Here is a 20,880-nt window from a genome sequence, read left to right on the forward strand (position 1 = left end):
TGGAAATGGTGATGCCGGGCGACAACATCGCGATCGAGGTGGAGCTCATCACCCCGGTGGCGATGGACAAGGAGCTGCGCTTCGCTGTTCGCGAGGGTGGCCGCACGGTGGGCGCCGGCGTCGTGGCCGAGGTCATCGAGTAATACGCCCGGGAGGCCGCAGGGCTTCCTGGCTCCACTTTCCGGATTTAGAGGGGAGGGCACCTTCTGGTAGCCTTCCCCTCTCGTGTCTGATGAGGTAGGTCATGCCGAAGGGCAATCGTTCCATTATTTCGCTCGAGTGCACGGTGTGCAAAGAGCGGAACTACACGACCACGAAGAACAAGCGGAAGAGCCAGGACAAGCTCGAGTTGAGCAAGTTCTGCTCGAAGTGCCGCAAGCATACGGACCACAAGGAAGGTAAGGTCTAGGTCGGTAGTTCCTGAGAGATTCTAGGCCAGTAGCTCCAACGGTAGAGCAGCGGTCTCCAAATCCGCGTGTTGGGGGTTCGAATCCCTCCTGGCCTGCCAAGTCTCAGTGGGAGCGGGGCCCCCGGTACCTGGAGGTACCGGGGGTTCCTGTGTTTCCACGGTTCTTGAAATTTCGCATTCGCAGTACCTCGTGAGGCACCATGGCGACGGCATCAGAGGCCAGCCAGCAGGCTAACCGCTCGGCGATGGATCCGAAGCGGCTCGTGGTCATCTTCTACCTCCTCGCCGGCATCATCCTGGCGCTGTTCCTGGAGCGCCTCTTCGGAGCGCTGTGGGCCAGCTTCGGATGGCCTGACGCGGTTCTCATCGAGGGGTTGGACTGGAAGGTCTCCACCCTCGTGGGCTACCTGGTGGCCGTGGGGGTCGCGCTGGTGGGATTCTTCCATCCAAAGACCCATACGCTCTCCATGGAAGTGGCAAGCGAGTTGATGAAGGTCTCCTGGCCTACCTGGTCGGAGACCCGGACGTCGACCATGGCCGTGGTCGTCGCCTCGCTTGTCGCCGCGGTGCTGCTCTTCTGCATCGACACCGTCGCGTACAACTTGATGGTGGAGTGGCTCCCGGTCCTGTGGGGGAAGCTGTAATGGCCATGAAATGGTACGTGGTCCACACCTACTCGAACTTCGAAAACCAGGCCAAGAAGAGCCTGGAGGAGAAGGTGCGTCTCGAGGGGTTGCAGGACCAGTTCGGTGAAATCCTCATCCCCATGGAGCAGGTCGTGGAGATGGTGAAGGGCGAGAAGAAGACGTCTCGCCGCAAGTTCTTCCCGGGCTACATCTTCGTGCAGATGGAGCTGAACGACCGGACGCTCCACCTGGTGAAGAACACGCCGAAGATCACCGGCTTCCCCGGGACGGTGCAGAACCAGAACCCCCTGCCCATCTCGGACCAGGAGGTCGCGCGGCTCACGTCGCAGATCTCCGAGGGCACGCTCAAGCCCAAGCCCAAGGTGCAGTTCGACGATGGTGACACGGTGCGCGTCATTGACGGGCCCTTCGCCAACTTCAACGGCACGGTGGAAGAGGTCAACGCGGAGAAGGGTCGCGTGAAGGTGCTCGTGAGCATCTTCGGCCGCGCCACGCCCGTGGAGCTGGACTTCATGCAGGTGGAGAAGACCACCGGCTAGTTTTCCGCGGGCGGCTCGGATAGAGCGCGCTTCGCACACCTTCCGCGCCCTCCGGGGCGCGGTTCCATGGGTGGGAGGACCTCCCCGTCTGGAGGCCCGTCAGGACCACCCCCTCGAAAGGCAGTCGTCAGCCGATGAAGAAGGTCACAGGTCAGGTCAAGCTGCAGATTCCCGCCGGCAAGGCGAACCCCGCTCCGCCGATCGGCCCCGCGCTCGGTCAGCAGGGCGTGAACATCATGGAGTTCTGCAAGCAGTTCAACGCGAAGACGCAGGCGGAGGCCAAGGAGGGACTGATCATCCCGGTGATCATCACCGTCTATCAGGACCGCTCCTTCACCTTCATCCTCAAGACGCCTCCGGCGGCCGTCCTCATCAAGAAGGCGGCGGGCCTGCACACCGACAAGAAGAAGGGGTCGGGAGCGAAGAAGCCTGGCAAGGAGAAGGTGGGGCAGATCACCCGGAAGCAGCTCGAGGAGATCGCCACGAAGAAGATTCAGGACACCACCGCCGCGTCGCTTGAGGCCTGCATGAACACCATTGCTGGCACCGCGCGCTCCATGGGCATCGACGTCGTCGGCTAAGCCGCCGCCCCACTCACGGACGAGGATTTCTGTCATGGCTCAGAATGGGAAGAAGTTCCGCGCGGCCTCCACGCTGGTGGACCGCGAGAAGCGCTACAGCATCGCCGAGGGCTTTCAGCTCCTGAAGAAGACGGTGGATGCGCGGGCGTCGAAGTACGACCAGACGGTCGATGTCGCCATCAACCTGGGTGTGGACCCCAAGCACGCGGACCAGATGGTCCGTGGCGCCGTGGTTCTGCCCAACGGCACGGGTGCCACCGTGCGCGTGGCCGTGTTCGCGAAGGGCGAGCGCGCCACCGAGGCCGGCAACGCGGGTGCGGACATCGTCGGCGCGGAGGATCTCCAGAAGCGCATCGAGGAGGGCTTCCTCGACTTCGACACCGTCATCGCGACGCCCGACATGATGGGTATCGTCGGTCGCCTCGGTAAGGTGCTCGGTCCTCGTGGCCTCATGCCGAACCCGAAGGTCGGCACGGTGACGATGGACGTCGCCAAGGCCATCCGCGATGCCAAGGGCGGTAAGGTCGACTTCCGCGCGGAGAAGGCCGGCATCGTCCATGCGAAGATGGGCAAGGCCTCCTTCTCGGTGGACAAGCTCGAGGGCAACTTCAACGCGCTGGTGGACCTGGTGATGAAGCTCAAGCCGGCCACCGCCAAGGGCGTGTACCTGAAGGGCATCGCCATCTCCACGACGATGGGCCCGGGCATCAAGATCGATACCCAGGAGATTCTGGCCCGCCACCGCTAGGCGGACAGCAGGCAGGGCGGCGCCCCCATCCCCGCACAGGGGGTGTCAGAGGTGCCGCTTGCCTGACGTCTCAGGTTCGAAAGTTCTGGATCTTTGCTGAAGCCGGGGGTATAGGCCCCCGGCTTTTGCAATTGGAGCGCCACGTCGTGAGACGGGTGTTCCGACCTGGTTCATGACAGCAGGGACCCGGTCAGAGGAGAAGTGCCCCGTTGGGAACCGGACAACAACCGGTCGGGTCATGGCTTCCCCTGTCGGGTTCAAACGGCCGCAAGGCCAGCCCTGCCGAGACTGGAGGTGCGTTGTGGTGTCTCTCGGAGACTCCTCTCGCTCTGCCACTTTGGCCCAGGCATCACGCCCGTCGGAAGACGGGCCAGTAAGGAGGTGAGTCAAAGTGCTGAAGAGCGAGAAGGAGGAGATGATCAAGGAACTCCACGAGAAGTTCTCGCGGACCAAGTCCGCCGTTGTCGCTGAGTTCTCCAAGGTGGATGTGGAGACGGTGACGAAGCTGCGCAAGAAGTTCCGCGAGGGCGGCGTCGAGTACAAGGTCATCAAGAACACGCTGGCGCGTCGTGCGGCGCAGGGCACGGACGTGGCGGTCATCGCTGATGACTTCACGGGTCCCGTGGCTCTGTGTCTCAGCTACGGCGATGTGGTGGCCCCGGCGAAGATCCTGACCGAGTTCACGAAGGACCTCGAGGACAAGATCAAGATCCGCAGTGGCGTGGTCGACGGCCGCAAGGTCGACGTCGCCGGCGTCAAGCAGCTGGCGAAGCTGCCGGGTCTCAACGAGCTCCGAGCGCAGTTGCTCGGGATGATCACCCAGCCGGCGACCAAGCTGGTTCGGACGATCGCCGCCCCAGGGACGCAGCTCGCGCGGGTCATTCAGGCCCACGCGGACAAGGCGGAGGGGTAGTTTCCCTCATCTATCCGAGAAGTTTTTCTACACCCACCTTTTCGGCCGTTCCTCCCTTTGGGAGTAAGGCCGTTAGTCAATCCAAGAAGGACACAGTTCCATGGCTGACCTGAACGCAATCGTTGATTCGCTTTCCTCCCTGACCATCATCGAGGCCGCCAACCTGGTGAAGGCCCTCGAGGAGAAGTGGGGCGTCTCCGCCGCCGCCGCCGCCGTCGTTGCCGGCCCCGCGACGGCCGCCGCCGCTCCCAAGGAGGAGCAGACGGAGTTCACGGTGGTGCTGACGAACGCCGGCGCCAACAAGATCAACGTCATCAAGGAGATCCGCGCCATCACCGGCCTGGGCCTGAAGGAGGCCAAGGACCTGGTCGAGGGCGCGCCCAAGAACGTCAAGGAAGGCATCAACAAGGACGACGCCAAGAAGTTCAAGGACCAGCTCGTCGCTGCTGGCGCCACCGTCGACGTCAAGTAGGTCGAACAGGAGCTGCTTGGTTTCCGGGAATTCCCAAGCAGCTTCCTGACCGAATGAGCAGGCCGGCGCTCCCAGTGAGGGGGGCTGCCGGCTTTGCCCATTTGACAGTTGCAAATTTCCCGGCGCCGCCGCGCGTTATCGATGTTTGCCCCGCCCGAGCAGCCGTCCCCGGAGCCAGAATGCCGACGCAGATCCAGAACAATTTCCGCGTGCGGAAGACCTTCGCGAAGATCGCGAAGATCATCGACATTCCCAATCTTATCAACATCCAGAAGCAGTCCTACGAGAAGTTCCTCCAGGCCGATATCGCGCCGGAGAAGCGTGAGGACGTCGGACTTCAGGGTGTCTTCAACTCGGTTTTCCCGATTCGGGATTTCAACGAGACGTCGTCGCTGGAGTTCGTCAGCTACCACCTGGAGAAGCCGAAGTACGATGTCGATGAGTGCCACCAGCGCGGGATGACCTATTCCGCCCCCATCAAGGTCGTGGTCCGCCTGGTGGTGTGGGACAAGGATGAGGAGACTGGCGCCCAGTCCATCCGTGACGTGAAGGAGCAGGAGGTCTACTTCGGGGAAATCCCGCTGATGACCCAGAACGGCACCTTCATCATCAACGGAACCGAGCGCGTGGTGGTCAGCCAGCTGCACCGCAGCCCGGGTGCCTTCTTCGACCACGACAAGGGCAAGAGCCACTCGTCTGGCAAGCTGCTCTACAACGCCCGCATCATCCCCTACCGCGGTTCGTGGATCGACTTCGAGTTCGACCACAAGGACCTGCTGTACGTGCGCATCGACCGCCGGCGCAAGCTGCCCGCGACGGTGCTCATCCGCGCCCTGGGCGCCGTCAGCGACACCGCGAAGAAGAACCCGCTGGAGTTCAAGGGCTCCACCGAGGAGATCCTCAACTACTACTACGCCACGGAGACCATCTACCTCCAGAGCGCGACGGACTTCGAGAAGAGCGTCGAGCTGGAGCTGCTCCCGGGCCAGCGCGCCACCCGCGACATCAAGACGAAGACGGGCGAGCTCATCGTCAAGAAGAACCGCAAGTTCACCCGCGCAGCCATCAAGAAGCTCGAAGCGGCGAAGATGAAGACGCTGCCCATCGACGCGGACGAGCTCTTCACGAAGGTGTCCGCCTACGACGTGGTGGACGAGAACACCGGTGAGGTCATCCTCGAGTGCAACGAGGAAGTCTCGCAGGACAAGGTCGACGAGCTCCTCAAGCGCAACATCAAGGAGTTCAAGGTCCTCTTCATCGACAACCTCAACGTGGGTCCGTACCTGCGTGAGACGTTGATGCTGGACAAGCTCGAGACGCCCGAGCAGTCCATCATGGAGATCTACCGCCGCCTGCGCCCTGGCGATCCGCCGACGCCGGAGACGGCGATCAACCTGTTCACCAACCTGTTCTTCAACCCCGAGCGCTACGACCTGTCCAAGGTGGGTCGCCTCAAGTTGAACTTCAAGTTCGGCCTCGAGGAGCCTCTCGACGGGCAGATCCTCACCAAGCGCGACATCCTCGAGGTGATCCGCTACCTGATCGATCTGAAGAACGGCAAGGGCACCATCGACGACATCGACCACCTCGGCAACCGCCGGGTGCGCGCGGTGGGTGAGCTGCTGGAGAACCAGTACCGCATCGGTCTGGTTCGCATGGAGCGGGCGATCAAGGAGCGCATGAGCCTCCAGGAGATCGAGACGCTCATGCCGCACGATCTCATCAACGCCAAGCCCGTCACGGCGGTCATCAAGGAGTTCTTCGGGTCCAGCCAGCTGTCGCAGTTCATGGACCAGACGAACCCCCTGTCCGAGGTGACGCACAAGCGCCGTCTGTCCGCGCTCGGGCCCGGCGGTCTGACCCGCGAGCGCGCCGGCTTCGAGGTGCGCGACGTGCACCCGACGCACTACGGTCGCATCTGCCCCATCGAGACGCCGGAAGGTCCGAACATCGGCCTCATCGCGTCGCTGTCGACCTATGCGCGCGTCAACGAGTTCGGCTTCGTGGAGACGCCGTACCGGAAGGTCGAAGCGGGCATCGTGACGACGGACGTGGCCTTCTACTCGGCGCTCGAGGAGGAGAAGCACACCATCGGTCAGGCGAACGCGGAGACGGACAAGAAGGGCAAGTTCGTCAACGCGCTCGTGTCCAGCCGCCGCGGCGGTGAGTTCGTCCAGGCTCGCGCGGAGGACGTGGACCTGATGGACGTGTCTCCGAACCAGCTGGTGTCGGTGGCCGCGTCGCTCATCCCGTTCCTGGAGAACGACGACGCCAACCGCGCCCTCATGGGCTCCAACATGCAGCGCCAGGCGGTTCCCCTGCTTCGCACCAGCGCTCCGCTGGTGGGCACGGGCATCGAGGCCATCGTCGCGCGCGACTCCGGCGTGACGTGCGTGGCCAAGCGCGACGGCACGGTGGAGAGCGTGGACGCGGGCCGCATCGTGGTGAAGGCGGACGTGCCGGCTTCGCTCAGCGACGTCTCGAGCGAGGTCGACATCTACAACCTGCTCAAGTACCAGCGCTCCAACCAGAACACCTGCCTCAACCAGAAGCCCATCATCAGCAAGGGCGACAAGGTGCGGAAGGGTGACGTCATCGCCGACGGCCCGGCCACCGAGACGGGTGAGCTGGCGCTGGGGCAGAACGTGGTCGTCGCGTTCATGCCGTGGCAGGGCTACAACTTCGAGGACTCCATCCTCATCAGCGAGCGCATCCAGAAGGATGACGTCTTCACGTCGATCCACATCGAAGAGTTCGAGTGCATCGCGCGAGACACCAAGCTGGGCAAGGAAGAGATCACCCGCGACATCCCGAACGTGGGTGAGGAGGCCCTCAAGGACCTCGACGAGAGCGGCATCATCCGCATCGGCGCCGAGGTGAAGCCCGGCGACGTGCTGGTGGGCAAGATCACCCCGAAGGGCGAGACGCAGCTGTCTCCCGAAGAGAAGCTGCTGCGCGCCATCTTCGGCGAGAAGGCCGGCGACGTGCGCGACAGCTCCCTGCGCGTGCCTCCGGGCGTGGTGGGCACCGTCATCAACGCCAAGGTGTTCAGCCGCAAGGGCGTGGAGAAGGACGAGCGCGCCAAGCAGATCGAGTCCATGGAGGAGGCGAAGCTCCTCAAGGACCAGAACGACGAGATCAAGGTCCTCCAGGACAGCGCCATCGGCCGCATCCGCGCGCTGGTGCGTGGCAAGGAGGTCCAGGGCAAGCTCGTGGACGACAAGGGGAAGATCCTCCTGAAGAAGGGGGACATCCTCGACGACGCGCTGCTGGCCACCGTGCCCTACAAGTACTGGGGCGAGATCTCCGTCGGCGACCCGCTCGACTCCCGCGTGCGCGACATCCTCCGCAACCTGGAGGAGACGAAGGAGGCCGTGAAGCTGGCCTTCGGCGAGAAGATCGCCCGCATCAAGAAGGGCGACGAGCTGCCCCCCGGCGTCATCAAGATGGTGAAGGTGTACGTCGCCATCAAGCGCAAGCTGGCCGTGGGCGACAAGATGGCCGGCCGCCACGGAAACAAGGGCGTCGTGTCCCGCATCCTCCCCGAGGAGGACATGCCGTACCTGGAGGATGGCCGTCCGGTGGACATCGTCCTCAACCCGCTCGGCGTTCCCAGCCGCATGAACATCGGGCAGATCCTCGAGACGCACCTGGGCTGGGCCGCCAAGGGCACCGGCGAGGCGCTGCAGCGCTACGTGGAGGACAACTGGAGCGCGGACGCCATCAAGGTCCGCCTCAAGGCCATCTACGGCGAGGAGACCGCGTTCGGCGAGTTCCTCGACAAGCTGGACGAGGAGGAGATCAAGCAGCTCTGCCGTCGCTCCAGGCGGGGTATCCACGTGGCCACGCCGGTGTTCGACGGCGCGCACGAACTGGAGATCCACCAACTGCTGGACGAGGGGAAGCTGCCACGCACCGGCCAGATGGTGCTCTTCGACGGGCGCACGGGTGAGCCGTTCGACCAGAACGTCACCGTCGGCGTCATGTACATGCTGAAGCTGCACCACCTGGTGGACGAGAAGATCCACGCCCGGTCCATTGGTCCCTACTCCCTCGTCACCCAGCAGCCGCTGGGCGGCAAGGCCCAGTTCGGCGGTCAGCGACTGGGAGAGATGGAAGTCTGGGCGATGGAGGCCTACGGCGCGGCGTACACGCTGCAGGAGTTCCTCACCGTCAAGTCGGACGACGTGGTGGGCCGCACGCGCATGTACGAGGCCATCGTCAAGGGCGACAACGTCCTGGAGAGCGGCCTGCCCGAGTCGTTCAACGTGCTTCTCAAGGAGCTCCAGTCACTCGCGCTCGACGTCGAGCTGCTGGAGCACGCCCCCCCGGAGCGGCAGCGCAGCTTCGGCGGTGACTTCCTGGGTGGTGGTGGTGACGGCGAAGACCGGAAGACCGGTACCGACGCCTGAGAGAGCCGGAGCGCCCGCCTGACCGGCCGCCCGCCACCCTGAAAAGGGTGGGCGCGGCCGGGTCCGGGGCGGGGGCCCGAATCAGCTGGCGTTCCCCACGGGGGACGCCTCACGAGATTTCGGAGGCAACGTGAAGGACATTTTCAACTTCTTCGAGAAGCCGAAGGACCCGCTGTCGTTCAACGCCATCCGCATCGCGCTGGCGTCGCCCGACAAGATCCGCCAGTGGTCCCATGGCGAGGTGAAGAAGCCGGAGACCATCAACTACCGCACGTTCAAGCCGGAGCGTGACGGCCTGTTCTGCGCCCGCATCTTCGGGCCGGTGAAGGACTACGAGTGCAACTGCGGCAAGTACAAGCGCATGAAGCACCGCGGTGTCGTGTGTGAGAAGTGTGGCGTGGAGGTCATCCAGTCGAAGGTCCGCCGCGAGCGCCTGGGTCACATCACCCTGGCCACGCCGGTGGCCCACATCTGGTTCCTCAAGTCGCTGCCGAGCCGCATCGGCAACCTGCTCGACATCACGCTCAAGGAGCTGGAGAAGGTCCTCTACTGCGAGAGCTACATCGTCCTCGACCCCAAGTCGACGCCGCTGACCAAGGGCGAGCTCATCAGCGAAGAGAAGATGCACCGGCTCTACCAGGAGCACGGTGAGGACTCCTTCACCACGGGCATGGGCGGCGAGGCCGTCCGCGAGATGCTCAAGGCGCTGGACGTGGAGCGGCTGTCCGAGGACCTGCGCAAGGACATGCGCGAGACCACCAGCGAGGCGAAGCGGAAGAAGTACGCCAAGCGCCTGAAGGTGGCCGAGGCGTTCCGCGTCTCCGGCAACAAGCCCGAGTGGATGATGCTGGACGTGATTCCGGTGATTCCGCCGGACCTGCGCCCGCTCGTTCCCCTCGACGGTGGCCGCTTCGCGACCTCCGACCTGAACGACCTGTACCGTCGCGTCATCAACCGCAACAACCGCCTCAAGCGCCTCCAGGAGCTCAACGCTCCCGACATCATCATCCGCAACGAGAAGCGGATGCTGCAGGAGGCGGTGGACGCGCTGTTCGACAACGGTCGCCGCGGCAAGACCATCACCGGCCCGAACAAGCGGCCGCTCAAGTCGCTGTCCGACATGCTCAAGGGCAAGCAGGGCCGGTTCCGTCAGAACCTGCTCGGCAAGCGCGTGGACTACTCGGGCCGCTCCGTCATCGTCGTCGGTCCCGAGCTGCGCCTGCACCAGTGCGGCCTGCCGAAGATCATGGCGCTCGAGCTGTTCAAGCCGTTCATCTACAACAAGCTGGAAGAGAAGGGCTACGTCACCACCATCAAGTCGGCGAAGAAGATGGTGGAGAAGGAGCGTCCCGAGGTCTGGGACATCCTCGAGGACGTCATCCGCGAGCACCCGGTGCTCCTCAACCGCGCCCCCACGCTGCACCGCCTGGGCATGCAGGCCTTCGAGCCCGTCCTCATCGAGGGCAAGGCCATCCAGCTGCACCCGCTCGTCTGCGCGGCGTTCAACGCCGACTTCGACGGTGACCAGATGGCCGTGCACGTGCCGCTCTCCATCGAAGCTCAGATGGAGGCCCGCGTGCTGATGATGTCGACCAACAACATCCTCAGCCCCGCGAACGGCAAGCCCATCATCGTCCCGACGCAGGACATGGTGCTCGGCATCTACTACATGACCCGCGCCCGCGAGTTCGCCAACGGCGAGGGTCGCGTGTTCAGCTCGCCCGACGAGGTGCGCGCCGCGCACGACCACGGCGAGGTGCACCTGCAGGCGAAGGTGGTCTGCCGCATCGACGGCGTCCGCAAGGAGACCACCGTCGGCCGCGTCCTCCTGTGGGAAGTCGTTCCGCGCCGCGTGGGCTTCGACGCCATCAACAAGGTGCTCGACAAGAAGTCGCTCGGCGGCCTCATCGACCTCTGCTACCGCCTCACCGGCGAGAAGGAGACGGTGCTGCTCGCGGACCGCATCCGCAGCCTCGGCTACTACAACGCGACCCGCGCCGGCATCTCCATCGCGCTCAAGGACATGATCATCCCTGCGAAGAAGCAGGAGTTCCTGGACTACGCGCGCAAGGAAGTGGCGGAGATCGAGAACCAGTACCTCGAGGGCCTCATCACCGACGGTGAGCGCTACAACAAGGTCATCGATATCTGGGCCGAGGTCACCGAGAAGGTGGCCCAGGAGATGATGCAGCAGATCTCCCAGGAGGAGGCCTCCGGGGACAAGGACGGCAAGCGCGAGTCGCGCAAGCAGCCCTCGTTCAACCCCATCTACATCATGGCCGACTCGGGCGCGCGTGGTAGCGCCCAGCAGATCCGTCAGCTCGCCGGTATGCGCGGCCTGATGGCGAAGCCCTCCGGCGAAATCATCGAGACGCCCATCACCGCGAACTTCCGCGAGGGTCTCTCCGTGCTGCAGTACTTCATCTCCACGCACGGCGCTCGCAAGGGCCTGGCGGACACGGCGCTCAAGACGGCCAACTCCGGTTACCTCACCCGCCGTCTCGTCGACGTGGCGCAGGACGCCATCATCAACGAGTACGACTGCGGCACCATGGACGGTCTGTTCATCGGCGCCCTGGTCGAAGGCGGAGAGATCATCGAGCCGCTCGGCGAGCGCATCCTGGGCCGCGTGGCCCTCGATGACATCCTCGACCCCGTCACGGGCGAGGTGCTGGTGCGCGCCAACGAGGAGATCGACGAGGAGCGCGTCCGCCGCATCGAGAACAGCGGTCTGGACAAGGTGAAGATCCGCTCGGTGCTCACGTGCCAGGCCAAGCGCGGCATCTGCGTGGAGTGCTACGGCCGTGACCTGGCCCGCGGCCGGAAGGTGTCCGTCGGTGAGGCCGTCGGCGTCATCGCGGCGCAGTCCATCGGTGAGCCGGGTACGCAGTTGACGATGCGCACCTTCCACATCGGTGGCGCGGCGACGCGGCGCGCGGAACAGTCCAGCCTGGAGAACCGCTACGCCGGCAAGGTGAAGTTCGCGGGTCTCACCACGGTGCAGAAGGTGGATGGCACCCTGGTCGCGATGAACCGCAACGGCGAGCTCGTCGTCATCGACGACTCGGGCCGTGAGCGCGAGCGCTACCAGATCATCTACGGCGCCCGCATCCTCATCAAGGAAGGGCAGCGCATCGAGCCGGGCACGCTCGTGGCCGAGTGGGACCCGTTCGCGATTCCGCTGCTCACCGAGGTCGGCGGCACCGTCCGGTACGAGGACATCATCGAAGGCGTGACGATGTCCGAGACGCTCGACGAGGTCACCGGTCTGTCCCGGAAGACCATCATCGAGTCCAAGGACCCGGAGGCCCGTCCGCGCGTCTCCATCCGCGACGCCCAGGGCAACACGAAGGACCTGCCCTCGTCCCGCAACCCGGCGAGCTACTTCCTGCCGCAGGGCTCCATCATCACCGTCAACGACGGCGATGAGATCCACCCGGGCGAAGTGCTCGCCAAGGTGCCCCGCGAGACGACGAAGACCAAGGACATCACGGGCGGTCTGCCCCGCGTGGCCGAGCTCTTCGAGGCGCGCAAGCCGAAGGACGCCGCGGCCATCGCGGAGATCGACGGCGTGGTGTCGTTCGGCAAGGACACCAAGGGCAAGCGCAAGCTCATCATCACCCCCGAGGTGAATGGCGAGCAGCGCACGGACCTGGCCAAGGAGTATTTGATCTCCAAGGGCAAGAACATCAGCGTCCACTCCGGCGACCGCGTGAAGGCCGGCGAGGCGATGATGGACGGCGCGGCCAACCCGCACGACATCCTCAAGGTGCTGGGCGAGAAGGAACTCGCGCGCTACCTGGTGGACGAAGTGCAGGAGGTCTACCGACTCCAGGGCGTGAAGATCAACGACAAGCACATCGAGACGATCGTGCGGCAGATGCTCCGCCGCGTGCGCGTCACCGACGTGGGCGACACCAACTTCCTCGTCGACGAGCAGGTCGAGAAGTGGGTGTTCGAGGAGGAGAACGAGAAGATCATGGCCGAGGGCAAGCGCCCGGCCGTGGGTGAGCCGCTGCTGCTCGGCATCACCAAGGCCTCGCTCTCCACCGAGTCGTTCATCTCGGCGTCCTCCTTCCAGGAGACCACCAAGGTGCTCACCGAGGCCGCCATCAACGGCAAGGTGGACTACCTGCGCGGCCTCAAGGAGAACGTCATCATGGGCCGGCTCATCCCCGCCGGCACGGGCCTGCCGAACTACAAGCACCTCGACATCGAGGTGGAGAGCCCGACCGACGAGGTCAACGAGATGGAGGCCGCGCTCGCCGGCGCTCATGGCGACGGTGGCCCGCTGGGCTCGCCGTCCCAGCGTCCGGAAGGCACCCAGACGACGGGCGCCGCCTAGCCTCCTCCGGCCGCCTGTCTGGCGTGCCGGCTTGCTTCCCTCCGCCGCCCCGGTGCTCGCATCGGGGCGGCGGTTTCATTTTTGTGGCCCGGAAATCCGGATTTGCTGGAACCTGGCCTTGACGCCCATGGCGCGCTGCGTTAAGTTTCGCGCGTTGAGTATTGACACACTGGGTTAGTCCCCGGCGACGCCGGGACAAAAAGGGGAGGACGACATGGCCACGACGAAGCAGGCGGCGACGAAGCACGAGGCGACGGCGACCACGACCGAGGCGAGCGCCGAGGCGGTGAAGAGCAGTCTGTCGAACGTGGAAGTATTCCTGAAGGCCCAGCTCGCGCATGCGCAAAAGCGCATCGAGGAGCTGGAGGGCGAGGCCGGCAAGGTGGTGAAGGCGCTGGACGCCCGCCGCGTGGAGGCCACCAAGGAGGCGCAGTCGCTGTGGACGAAGTTCCAGGCGGGTGAGCTGCTGACGGACCCTCGCGTGAAGGAGCTGGGGACGAAGGTGAACGCGGCCGGCACGGAGCTGCGCAAGCGCCTGGACGGGCTGCAGGCCCGGGTGGTGGAGACGGTGGGCGTGGCCAGCCAGTCCCAGCTTCAGGAAATCAACAAGGAGCTGTCCAAGCTGTCGCGCAAGGTGGACGCGCTGCTCAAGCCCATCCGCCGCAACGGCGCGGCGAAGGGTTCGGAGACCACGCCGCGCGCCTGAGAGCGCCGCGTGGTTGACGGTTGGTGCCCCCTTCCTGTCCCACGAGTGGACATGGCGCAGGGCAGGGGGCTCGTTCTCGTTTCCTTCACCCTGGGGGTGTGATTACGTGGCAGGTCCGTTCGACTGTTCCGGGCTTGCCTGCCTGGTACACCCCCTCCCGGAGAGACCCATTGGACAACAAGCCCGAGGCCGCCCGAGAGAAGAACCCCGTCGCGGAAACCTTTGAGCGCATCTGGAGTCAGGCGCTGCTGGCGGTGAACACCGCCGAAGAGGAAGCCTCCCGAGCCGTACAGCGGGTGGCGGCCGTGGCCGGCTGGAGCCAGGACGAGGTGAAGCGTCAGGCCCAGGCCTTCTCGGACCGACTGGCGGGGCACCGCAAGGACCTGGAGCACAACGTGGAAGACAAGGTCCGCACCGCCGTGACCCGGATGAAGCTGCCGCGTCGCGAGGAGCTCCAGGCTTTCGGAACCCGTCTGGAGCGCCTGGCCGAGCGCATCCAGGCCCTGGAGCAACGTAAGTGAAGGCCCCCGCCCCTACGGGCGGGAGGTCTTTCGGTACGCGGTTCTTCGAATCTCTCCACGCCCTCAGTTCAGGCTGCTCCCGAGTCCCCCTGCTGGCGGGGGTGATGCTCGTCATGTCCGCGCGGGTGGTGCCGCTGCTGGAGGAGCGTCCCGTGCAGCCCGTCGTCCCCGAGCGGGTGGGCGCGGAGAGTGCTTCTCCGGAAGCCACCCTCATCGACACGGTGCTGTCCCGTCGCGCGCCGGACCTGGGGCTCACCCTGCGGCGGCAGCTGGGGCAGGCCATCGCGGAGGAGGCTCGGACGGCGGGGTATGATCCGCTGCTCGTGCTGGCCCTCATCGACGTGGAGTCCGACTTCGCGGAGGAGGCCATCTCCGAGAAGGGCGCGCGCGGGCTGATGCAGATAAAGCCCAGCACCCTCCACTTCCTGGCGGAGAAGGAAGGCCTGCGGCTGTCCCGGGAAGAGGTGACGGCCGACACCGCCCTCTGCGTCCGACTGGGCATCCGCTACCTGCGCTCGCTCCAGGACCGCTTCGGGGGAGATTTGGAGCTGGCGCTGATGGCCTACAACGCCGGTCCCACCCGCATCCGCAACGCCATCAAGCAGGGCGAGCTGGAGCGCTTCCGGCGCTATCCACGGGCGGTGCGGCGCGACTTCCGCCGCTTCCGCGAGGGCCATGGCCTGGGCGGAGACTGGGCCCTGGCCCAGCGCGAGGCCCCCAGCCCCGAGCCGACGCCCTGACGCGTCCGTGAATCTCCCGGCCGCCCGGCCGCTCCAAGCACGTGCATGTGCGCCTTGTCCCGTTCCCCAGGGTGCGCTAAGCGTTGCAAGTGCCCGGGACTGTTGGAGTTTCCGAGGAGTGACTACATGAATCGCCCGTTTTCGAGCGCGGCGCTCACCGCCGCCCTGGTGGTGCTGTCGCCGCTGGGTGCCCTCGCCGGCTCCGTCTACCTCAACGGTGTGTTGATCGACGGCGTCACCAACACGAAGTTCGAGAAGGCCACCGTCCGCATCGACGAGGCCGGCAACATCCACATCGATGCACCGGGCTACCGCGCGTCGACGACGACGGTGGCGCCTCCGCCGACGGTTCCAGCGCAGGCCGCCATGGCGCCCGGGGCGGCGACGCCCGCGGCGCCCTCCGGGGCGACTCCCGCCGTGGCCCAGGCCGCTACCCCCCAGGCCATGGCCATGCCGGCCTCCGGACAGGGCGCTCCCGCTGCTGTCGCCGCCCCCGCCGTGGCCACGACGCCGGGGCGTGTCACCCAGCGCTACTGGCTGGTGACGGAGCAGACGGTGCCGGGGATGACCGAGTACGACATCGACGTGTACGTCAACTCGCGGTGGCTGCGGAAGCTGCGCGGCAACGAGGACCAGGTCGTCGTCGACGTCACGAAGCACCTGCAGCCGGGCGCCAACCAGGTGATGTTGATGGCGAAGAAGGTCGGCACGGGCTCGCGGCGCAGCGATTCGCCCAAGCACGTGTTCCGGGTCATCATCGGGGAAGGCAACGAGGGCGGTGGGAACGTGATGATTGACAACCCCCTCATCCGCTTCCAGACGACGGCGGCGGAGTCGAAGGACGTCACACAGGAGTTCACCCTCACCACGCGCTGACGGGGGAGGGTTCACGGAGAGACACGTCGTGTTCAACCTGGATGAGCGCTACCGCGGGCTTCCCGCGACGCGTGAGCAGATCCTCGCGCTGCACACCTCGCTCAACACGCCACATGTGGCCATCCCCGGCAAGCAGGCCGGGCCGGCCCAGGCGTTCGTCGTGGGCCTCCGGGGAGGGCAGGGGGCGGCCGTCTTCGTCTACCTCTACCTCGCCGAGGCGGGGGACTGCGCCGTGTACCTGTCCGGCCGCCGCAACATGACGGCGGACGAGTACCGCGACGACGAGGGGGAGGCGCTGGCCTTCGTCGAGTCGCTCGGCTTCATGATGGATGACGCCAACTGGCGCGCGCAGCCCGCGGAGCTGCAGGACGAGATGCTCAAGACGCTGCCGGTCTTCTTCAAGGACCCCACGCTCGTGCCGGCGGTGAAGGCGCGCGCGGAGGAGAAGAAGAACGTCACCACCACCCTGGGCCGGTTCCTCGCGGCCTTCTGACTCCCTGCCCCCCACTCCCTTTCCGTCGCCGAGAACCGCCCCCATGCTCCGCCTCGTCCCAGCAACCTGCTCCCTCGTGCTCGCGCTCTCCGGCTGCGTCCATACCCCCACGGAGAAGGAGCGCCGCAGCGCGGAGATCCACTACGACCTGGCGCTCCAGGCCCAGCAGCAGGGACACCTCCAGGACGCGCTGCGCGAGCTGCAGGTGTCCCTGGAGAATGACCCGGACTACCCGGAGGCCCACAACGCCATCGGCATCCTGCTGCACATGGTCTTCAGCCGGCCGGCCGAGGCGGTGAAGCACTACGAGCACGCGCTGAAGGTGCGGCCGGGCTTCTCCGAGGCGCGCACCAACCTGGCCAACGTGCACCTGGACCAGTCCCGCTACGCAGAGGCCATCAAGCTCTATGAGCAGGTCCTCAACGACATGCTCTACCTGACGCCCTACATCGCCCAGGCGAACATGGGCTGGGCACTCTACAAGAAGGGCGACACGACGCGCGGGGTGAGCAGCCTCAAGGCCTCCGTGACGACCAACCCCGGCTTCTGCCTGGGCTACCGCAACCTGGGCATCATCTACGACGAGACGGGCAAGCTGGATGAGTCGTGCCGCCAGTTCTCCCGCTTCCGCGAGAACTGTCCGGAAGCGGCCGAAGCGCACATGCGCGAAGGCGTCTGCCTGGCGAAGCTGGGGCAGGCGGATGCCGCCAAGCAGGCCTTCCAGTTCTGCGAGGCCAAGGCCAAGGCGGGCGAGCAGGAGATGAAGGACGACTGCCGAAGGCTGCTCGAAAAGCTCTAGTCTGCTATCTGGGCGTATCGTGGACCACGTCGACTTCGGCAAGTACCTGAGCCAGCAGCGCGACCTCCGGGGCATGTCCCTGGAGGATGTCGCGCGGGAGACCAAGATTCCCCCGACGCTCATCGCCGCCCTGGAAGCGGGCCAGGTGGAGCGGCTGCCCTCGCGCATCTTCGTGGTGAACTACATCAAGGCGTACGCGCAGGTCATCGGCCTGGCCCCGGAAGAGGCCGTGCTGCGCTACGAAGAGGTGGACCGCTCGGTGCCATCTCCGTCTCCCGCCCAACTGGAGAAGGAACGACGCAAGCGCGCCTACGTGGGACTGTCCGTCCTCCTGGTGGCCCTGGCGTTGGGCGTCTACCTGTTCCTCGTGCTGAGCGGGAAGCTTCCTTCTCCGCTCGCGCGTTGAATGACGTCATGGAGCGCTACGACGACGATGCGCTCGTGCTGTCCACCATGGACTACGGCGAGGCGGATCGCCTCGTCACGCTGCTGACGCGCGAGCACGGGAAGCTGACGGCCTTCGCCTCGGGGGCTCGCAAGAGCAAGCGACGCTTCGCTGGCGCGCTGGAGCCGTTCATGCGGCTGCGCGTCCACATCGTCGAGACACGTGGCTCCACCGTGCGGCTGGACTCCACGGACATCGTCGCCGGCTACTACGCCGCTCGAGAAGACCTGTCGCTCATCGCCCGCGCGCTCTACGCCGTGGAGCTGTGCCGGGAGCTGACTCGAGACCACGAGCCGCAGCCGGAGCTCTTCTTCCTGCTCGAGGGCTACCTGCGCCGCCTGGACGCGAAGGAGGCGGGCCCCACGTCGCTCCTGGCTTTCGAGCTGTCGGCCCTGGCCCACGCGGGCCTGATGCCTCGCTTCGACGCGTGCTCGTTGTGCGGGAAGGAGCCGGGGGCACGCCCCCGGTTCGACCAGGCCCACGGAGGCGCTGTCTGCGAGGCCTGCAGCCTGCGCGTCCGCGAGGCCGTTCCCATTCCCGTGGAGCTGCTCTCCGGACTGCGCGCGCTCCAGGAGGGCGAGCGCACGCCGCTCCCCGCGGACCTGCGCGCCCGGGCTCGGAGTCTGCTCAACGTCTTCATCGCCCACCACCTGGGGCGACGTCTCAAGAGCGTGGACTTCATGGCCCAGGTGGGCCTGGACTGACGGAAAAAAGGGCGCGCGGTCCGCGCCGCGGGGGAGGAACCATGAGCGAGGGACAGGAGTCGCCGCTGGACGTGGTGTGCTTCGGTGAGACGCTGGTGGACTTCCTTCCCTCGCAACAGGGCAAGCGCGTGCGCGAAGTCGCCGCATGGCATCCCTGTCCCGGAGGCTCGCCGGCCAACGTCGCGGTGGGCGTGGCTCGACTGGGGCTGCGGCCGGCCATGCTCGGCGTCGTGGGCGCCGACGAGTTCGGTCACTTCCTGCGCGAGCGACTGGCCCAGGAGGGCGTGAATGTCAGCCACCTGCGCCAGACGCCGGACGCTCGCACCGGGCTGGTGTTCATCTCCCTGGATGCGAAGGGGGAGCGCAGCTTCACCTTCTTCCGGACGCGCTCCGCGGAGTTCCTCCTGGGCGAGGCCGACGTGGACGCGGACTTCCTGCTCCAGGCGAAGGCCGTGCACTGCGGCTCCAACTCCCTGCAACGCGACGAGGCCCGCGCGGCCACCGTGCGGATGCTCGGGCTGGCGCGCGACGCGGGCCGCATCGTGAGTTGTGACCCCAACCTGCGCCTGCATGCGTGGGAGGACCCGGAGCAGCTCAAGGGACTGCTCACGCGGATGCTGCCCTTGTGCACCGTGGTGAAGCTGTCCGAGGAGGAGATTGGCTTCGTCACCGGCACGGAGTCTCCCGAGCAGGCCCTGCTGCGGCTGTCGGCGCTCGGCGTGCGGCTGCCCGTGGTGACGCTGGGCGAGCGGGGCGCGCTGTTCCTGTGGCGAGGAGAGCGAATCCATGTCCCGGCGCCACGGGCCCACGTGGTGGACACGACGGGAGCGGGGGACGGTTTCGTCGCGGCGCTGCTCCATGGCCTCGTGCGGTGGTACGGCGGCGCGCATGCCCTGGAGTCCGCCACGCGCGAAGAGCTGGTGGCGCTGACGACCTTCGCTTGCGCGGTCGCCGCTCGCGTCGTCGAGAAGCCAGGCGCGGTGGAGGGGCTGCCTCGCGCGGAAGAGCTCTCCGAGGTCTGGCCCACGCGCCCCGCCGCGCGTTGACGTACCGCCGCGGCGGAGTCTCGCGGCCTACTGGGGCGTGATTCGCGTCACGAAGCTGTCCGTCGAAGACATCCCCGTCACCGGACCCGAGCCGAAGTCGAGGGTACCGACGAGCCGTCCCCAGAGGACGACATCGCGCAGGCCCGCGCTCGCGACGCGCAGCGCGGACTGGTTGCCGACGTCACCGAAGGCACGTCCCCAGCGCGTCACGCCGTCGCCGCCCAGCTTCGCCACGAAGATGTCATCACCGCCCGCGCTCGTCAGTCGGCCTTCTCCGAAGTCGATGGACGTACTGAACGCGCCCGTCACCACCGCGTTCCCCTCGAAGTCGACGTCCACGTCGTAGCCCCAGTCGAAGCCCGGGCCACCGAAGCTCCGGCTCCAGCGGTGCTGCCCCGCGCCATCCAGCGAGGTGACGAACACGTCGCCATCGCCGCTCGAGAGGGGACCGCCGCCATGGTCCACCGTGCCGATGAACGCGCCCGTCGCCACGACGTTGCCAGACGGGTCCGCCGCCAGTCGCCAGAAGGTCTGCGTCCGCAGCGCGCCGAAGCCCCGCGCCCAGAGAGGCTTGCCATGGGCATCCAGCTTCAGCACGTACACGTTGAAGCCAGGCTCGGAGAGCCAGGGCTCGCCGTCGAACGACAGCGTGTTCATGTAGCCGCTGCTGATGAACAGGTTGTCGTCCGAGTCCACCGCCAGCGAGGCGAGGGTGCTCTCGGGACCCGCCTCGTAGTGGAGGTTCCACACGCGTGTGCCCGTACGTCCCGCCAGCCGCACGACGAACTGATTCAACGGGCCCTTCGTTGGAATCGGCCCGTCGCCGTAGTCGATGGCTCCATCGAAGTAGCCGCTCACGAGCACGTCTCCATCGGACGCGACGGCGAGCGTTCCCGTCTGTTGCTGTCCTCCATCGCCGAAGCAGCGGCTCCAGACATGTCCACCCGAGGCGTCGAGCTTCGCCACGAAGGCGCGCGGAAAACCGGGCTCGCCACGGCAGGGCAGGGGCCCTCCGCCAAAGTCGAGCAGGCCCCAATAGTCGCCCGTGATGACCACGTTGCCCACGCTGTCGACGGCGATGCCCGTCGCCTGTTGGTAGCTCTCGTCTCCGTAGCGCCGGCTCCAGAGCACCTGTCCTCGTGGGTTGAACCTCGCCACGACGATGTCCGAGCGCGAGGTGCCGACAATCGCGGTGTGTCCGTCCGGTTGAACCGCCAGGTCTCCAAACCCGTCGACCCCGCCGTACGTCGAGGTCCAGTCACGACGCGGGGACTCCAGCGCCCGAGGTCGCTCGCTCGACTCCGCCGCCGTCGCCACCTCCGCCTCGGTGCTGACGCCACAGGCCGCCACCAGGACCGAGAGCCACAGGGAGGATGAAAGTCTGAATATCGAGTTCATGCGGACAGGCTAGGAAGGCCGATCCGCGTGATGCAAGGCGTACCCGGCCCTCGTGTCGGAGGCGGGGTGAGGGGCTCGTGCTGGAG

At 66.2% G+C, this 20,880-nt stretch carries 19 protein-coding genes, 1 tRNA gene and 1 pseudogene; 20 read left to right on the plus strand and 1 reads right to left on the minus strand.

The annotated features are described in order from the left end of the window. The 20 genes and pseudogenes from tuf to HUW62_RS34385 form a co-directional block, all read left to right on the plus strand. A pseudogene (gene tuf / locus HUW62_RS34290) lies at window positions 1–143 on the plus strand (elongation factor Tu); the annotation flags it as partial. A gap of 101 nt (window positions 144–244) precedes the next feature. Beyond that, on the plus strand, window positions 245–409 hold the full coding sequence (gene rpmG / locus HUW62_RS34295; RefSeq protein WP_046713307.1) for a 50S ribosomal protein L33: 165 nt from the start codon (window positions 245–247) through the stop codon (window positions 407–409). Between the two features lie 23 nt (window positions 410–432). Then, window positions 433–508: transfer RNA gene (locus HUW62_RS34300), tRNA-Trp, on the plus strand. Between the two features lie 101 nt (window positions 509–609). Next, window positions 610–1,053 carry a preprotein translocase subunit SecE gene (gene secE / locus HUW62_RS34305; protein ID WP_163870619.1) on the plus strand — a complete coding sequence of 148 codons (444 nt, stop codon included), beginning with the start codon at window positions 610–612 and terminating at the stop codon, window positions 1,051–1,053. Beyond that, on the plus strand, window positions 1,053–1,595 hold the full coding sequence (gene nusG / locus HUW62_RS34310; RefSeq protein WP_011553122.1) for a transcription termination/antitermination protein NusG: 543 nt from the start codon (window positions 1,053–1,055) through the stop codon (window positions 1,593–1,595). The genes secE and nusG overlap by 1 nt, the downstream gene beginning before the upstream one ends. Window positions 1,596–1,729: 134 nt before the next feature. Then, window positions 1,730–2,176 carry a 50S ribosomal protein L11 gene (gene rplK, locus HUW62_RS34315; protein WP_163870620.1) on the plus strand — a complete coding sequence of 149 codons (447 nt, stop codon included), beginning with the start codon at window positions 1,730–1,732 and terminating at the stop codon, window positions 2,174–2,176. Window positions 2,177–2,210: 34 nt separating this feature from the next. Beyond that, entirely contained in the window at window positions 2,211–2,924 is a 714-nt protein-coding gene (gene rplA, locus HUW62_RS34320; protein WP_163870621.1) for a 50S ribosomal protein L1, read from the plus strand. A 391-nt stretch (window positions 2,925–3,315) separates the two neighbouring features. Next, window positions 3,316–3,837 carry a 50S ribosomal protein L10 gene (rplJ, locus tag HUW62_RS34325; RefSeq protein WP_163870622.1) on the plus strand — a complete coding sequence of 174 codons (522 nt, stop codon included), beginning with the start codon at window positions 3,316–3,318 and terminating at the stop codon, window positions 3,835–3,837. 100 nt (window positions 3,838–3,937) lie between these two features. Further along, window positions 3,938–4,309, plus strand: a complete 372-nt coding sequence (gene rplL, locus HUW62_RS34330) for a 50S ribosomal protein L7/L12 (protein WP_176436816.1) — start codon at window positions 3,938–3,940, stop codon at window positions 4,307–4,309. A 179-nt stretch (window positions 4,310–4,488) separates the two neighbouring features. Then, the gene (gene rpoB, locus HUW62_RS34335) at window positions 4,489–8,721 is read left to right on the plus strand and encodes a DNA-directed RNA polymerase subunit beta (RefSeq protein ID WP_176436817.1); all 4,233 of its coding nucleotides are present in this window, start codon (window positions 4,489–4,491) and stop codon (window positions 8,719–8,721) included. Between the two features lie 130 nt (window positions 8,722–8,851). Continuing rightward, the gene (rpoC, locus tag HUW62_RS34340; RefSeq protein WP_163870625.1) at window positions 8,852–13,066 is read left to right on the plus strand and encodes a DNA-directed RNA polymerase subunit beta'; all 4,215 of its coding nucleotides are present in this window, start codon (window positions 8,852–8,854) and stop codon (window positions 13,064–13,066) included. Between the two features lie 214 nt (window positions 13,067–13,280). Beyond that, a complete protein-coding gene (locus tag HUW62_RS34345) occupies window positions 13,281–13,772 on the plus strand; it encodes a hypothetical protein (RefSeq protein ID WP_176436818.1) in 492 nt (163 codons plus the stop codon). Window positions 13,773–13,942: 170 nt separating this feature from the next. Further along, the gene (locus HUW62_RS34350; RefSeq protein WP_163870627.1) at window positions 13,943–14,293 is read left to right on the plus strand and encodes a phasin family protein; all 351 of its coding nucleotides are present in this window, start codon (window positions 13,943–13,945) and stop codon (window positions 14,291–14,293) included. Beyond that, entirely contained in the window at window positions 14,290–15,033 is a 744-nt protein-coding gene (locus HUW62_RS34355; protein ID WP_176436819.1) for a lytic transglycosylase domain-containing protein, read from the plus strand. The genes HUW62_RS34350 and HUW62_RS34355 overlap by 4 nt, the downstream gene beginning before the upstream one ends. Before the next feature lie 126 nt (window positions 15,034–15,159). After that, window positions 15,160–15,909: a hypothetical protein gene (locus tag HUW62_RS34360; RefSeq protein ID WP_176436820.1), complete on the plus strand. Its 750-nt coding sequence runs from the start codon at window positions 15,160–15,162 to the stop codon at window positions 15,907–15,909. A gap of 28 nt (window positions 15,910–15,937) precedes the next feature. Next, window positions 15,938–16,402 carry a social motility and stimulation tgl protein gene (locus HUW62_RS34365; protein WP_163870630.1) on the plus strand — a complete coding sequence of 155 codons (465 nt, stop codon included), beginning with the start codon at window positions 15,938–15,940 and terminating at the stop codon, window positions 16,400–16,402. Between the two features lie 43 nt (window positions 16,403–16,445). Continuing rightward, the gene (gene tgl, locus HUW62_RS34370) at window positions 16,446–17,201 is read left to right on the plus strand and encodes a social motility TPR repeat lipoprotein Tgl (protein WP_176436821.1); all 756 of its coding nucleotides are present in this window, start codon (window positions 16,446–16,448) and stop codon (window positions 17,199–17,201) included. 19 nt (window positions 17,202–17,220) lie between these two features. Further along, window positions 17,221–17,607 carry a RodZ family helix-turn-helix domain-containing protein gene (locus HUW62_RS34375; RefSeq protein WP_163870632.1) on the plus strand — a complete coding sequence of 129 codons (387 nt, stop codon included), beginning with the start codon at window positions 17,221–17,223 and terminating at the stop codon, window positions 17,605–17,607. Between the two features lie 8 nt (window positions 17,608–17,615). Beyond that, complete coding sequence (gene recO, locus HUW62_RS34380) at window positions 17,616–18,350, plus strand: DNA repair protein RecO (RefSeq protein ID WP_176436822.1); 735 nt, start codon at window positions 17,616–17,618, stop codon at window positions 18,348–18,350. A gap of 41 nt (window positions 18,351–18,391) precedes the next feature. After that, entirely contained in the window at window positions 18,392–19,396 is a 1,005-nt protein-coding gene (locus HUW62_RS34385; protein WP_163870634.1) for a carbohydrate kinase, read from the plus strand. Window positions 19,397–19,423: 27 nt separating this feature from the next. Here HUW62_RS34385 and HUW62_RS34390 read toward each other — a convergent pair whose 3' ends face one another. Then, window positions 19,424–20,794, minus strand: a complete 1,371-nt coding sequence (locus tag HUW62_RS34390) for a hypothetical protein (RefSeq protein ID WP_176436823.1) — start codon at window positions 20,792–20,794, stop codon at window positions 19,424–19,426. Window positions 20,795–20,880 lie beyond the last annotated feature (86 nt).

Source organism: Myxococcus sp. AM011 (genome assembly GCF_013372595.1).
In the GTDB taxonomy this organism is placed as follows: domain Bacteria; phylum Myxococcota; class Myxococcia; order Myxococcales; family Myxococcaceae; genus Myxococcus; species Myxococcus eversor.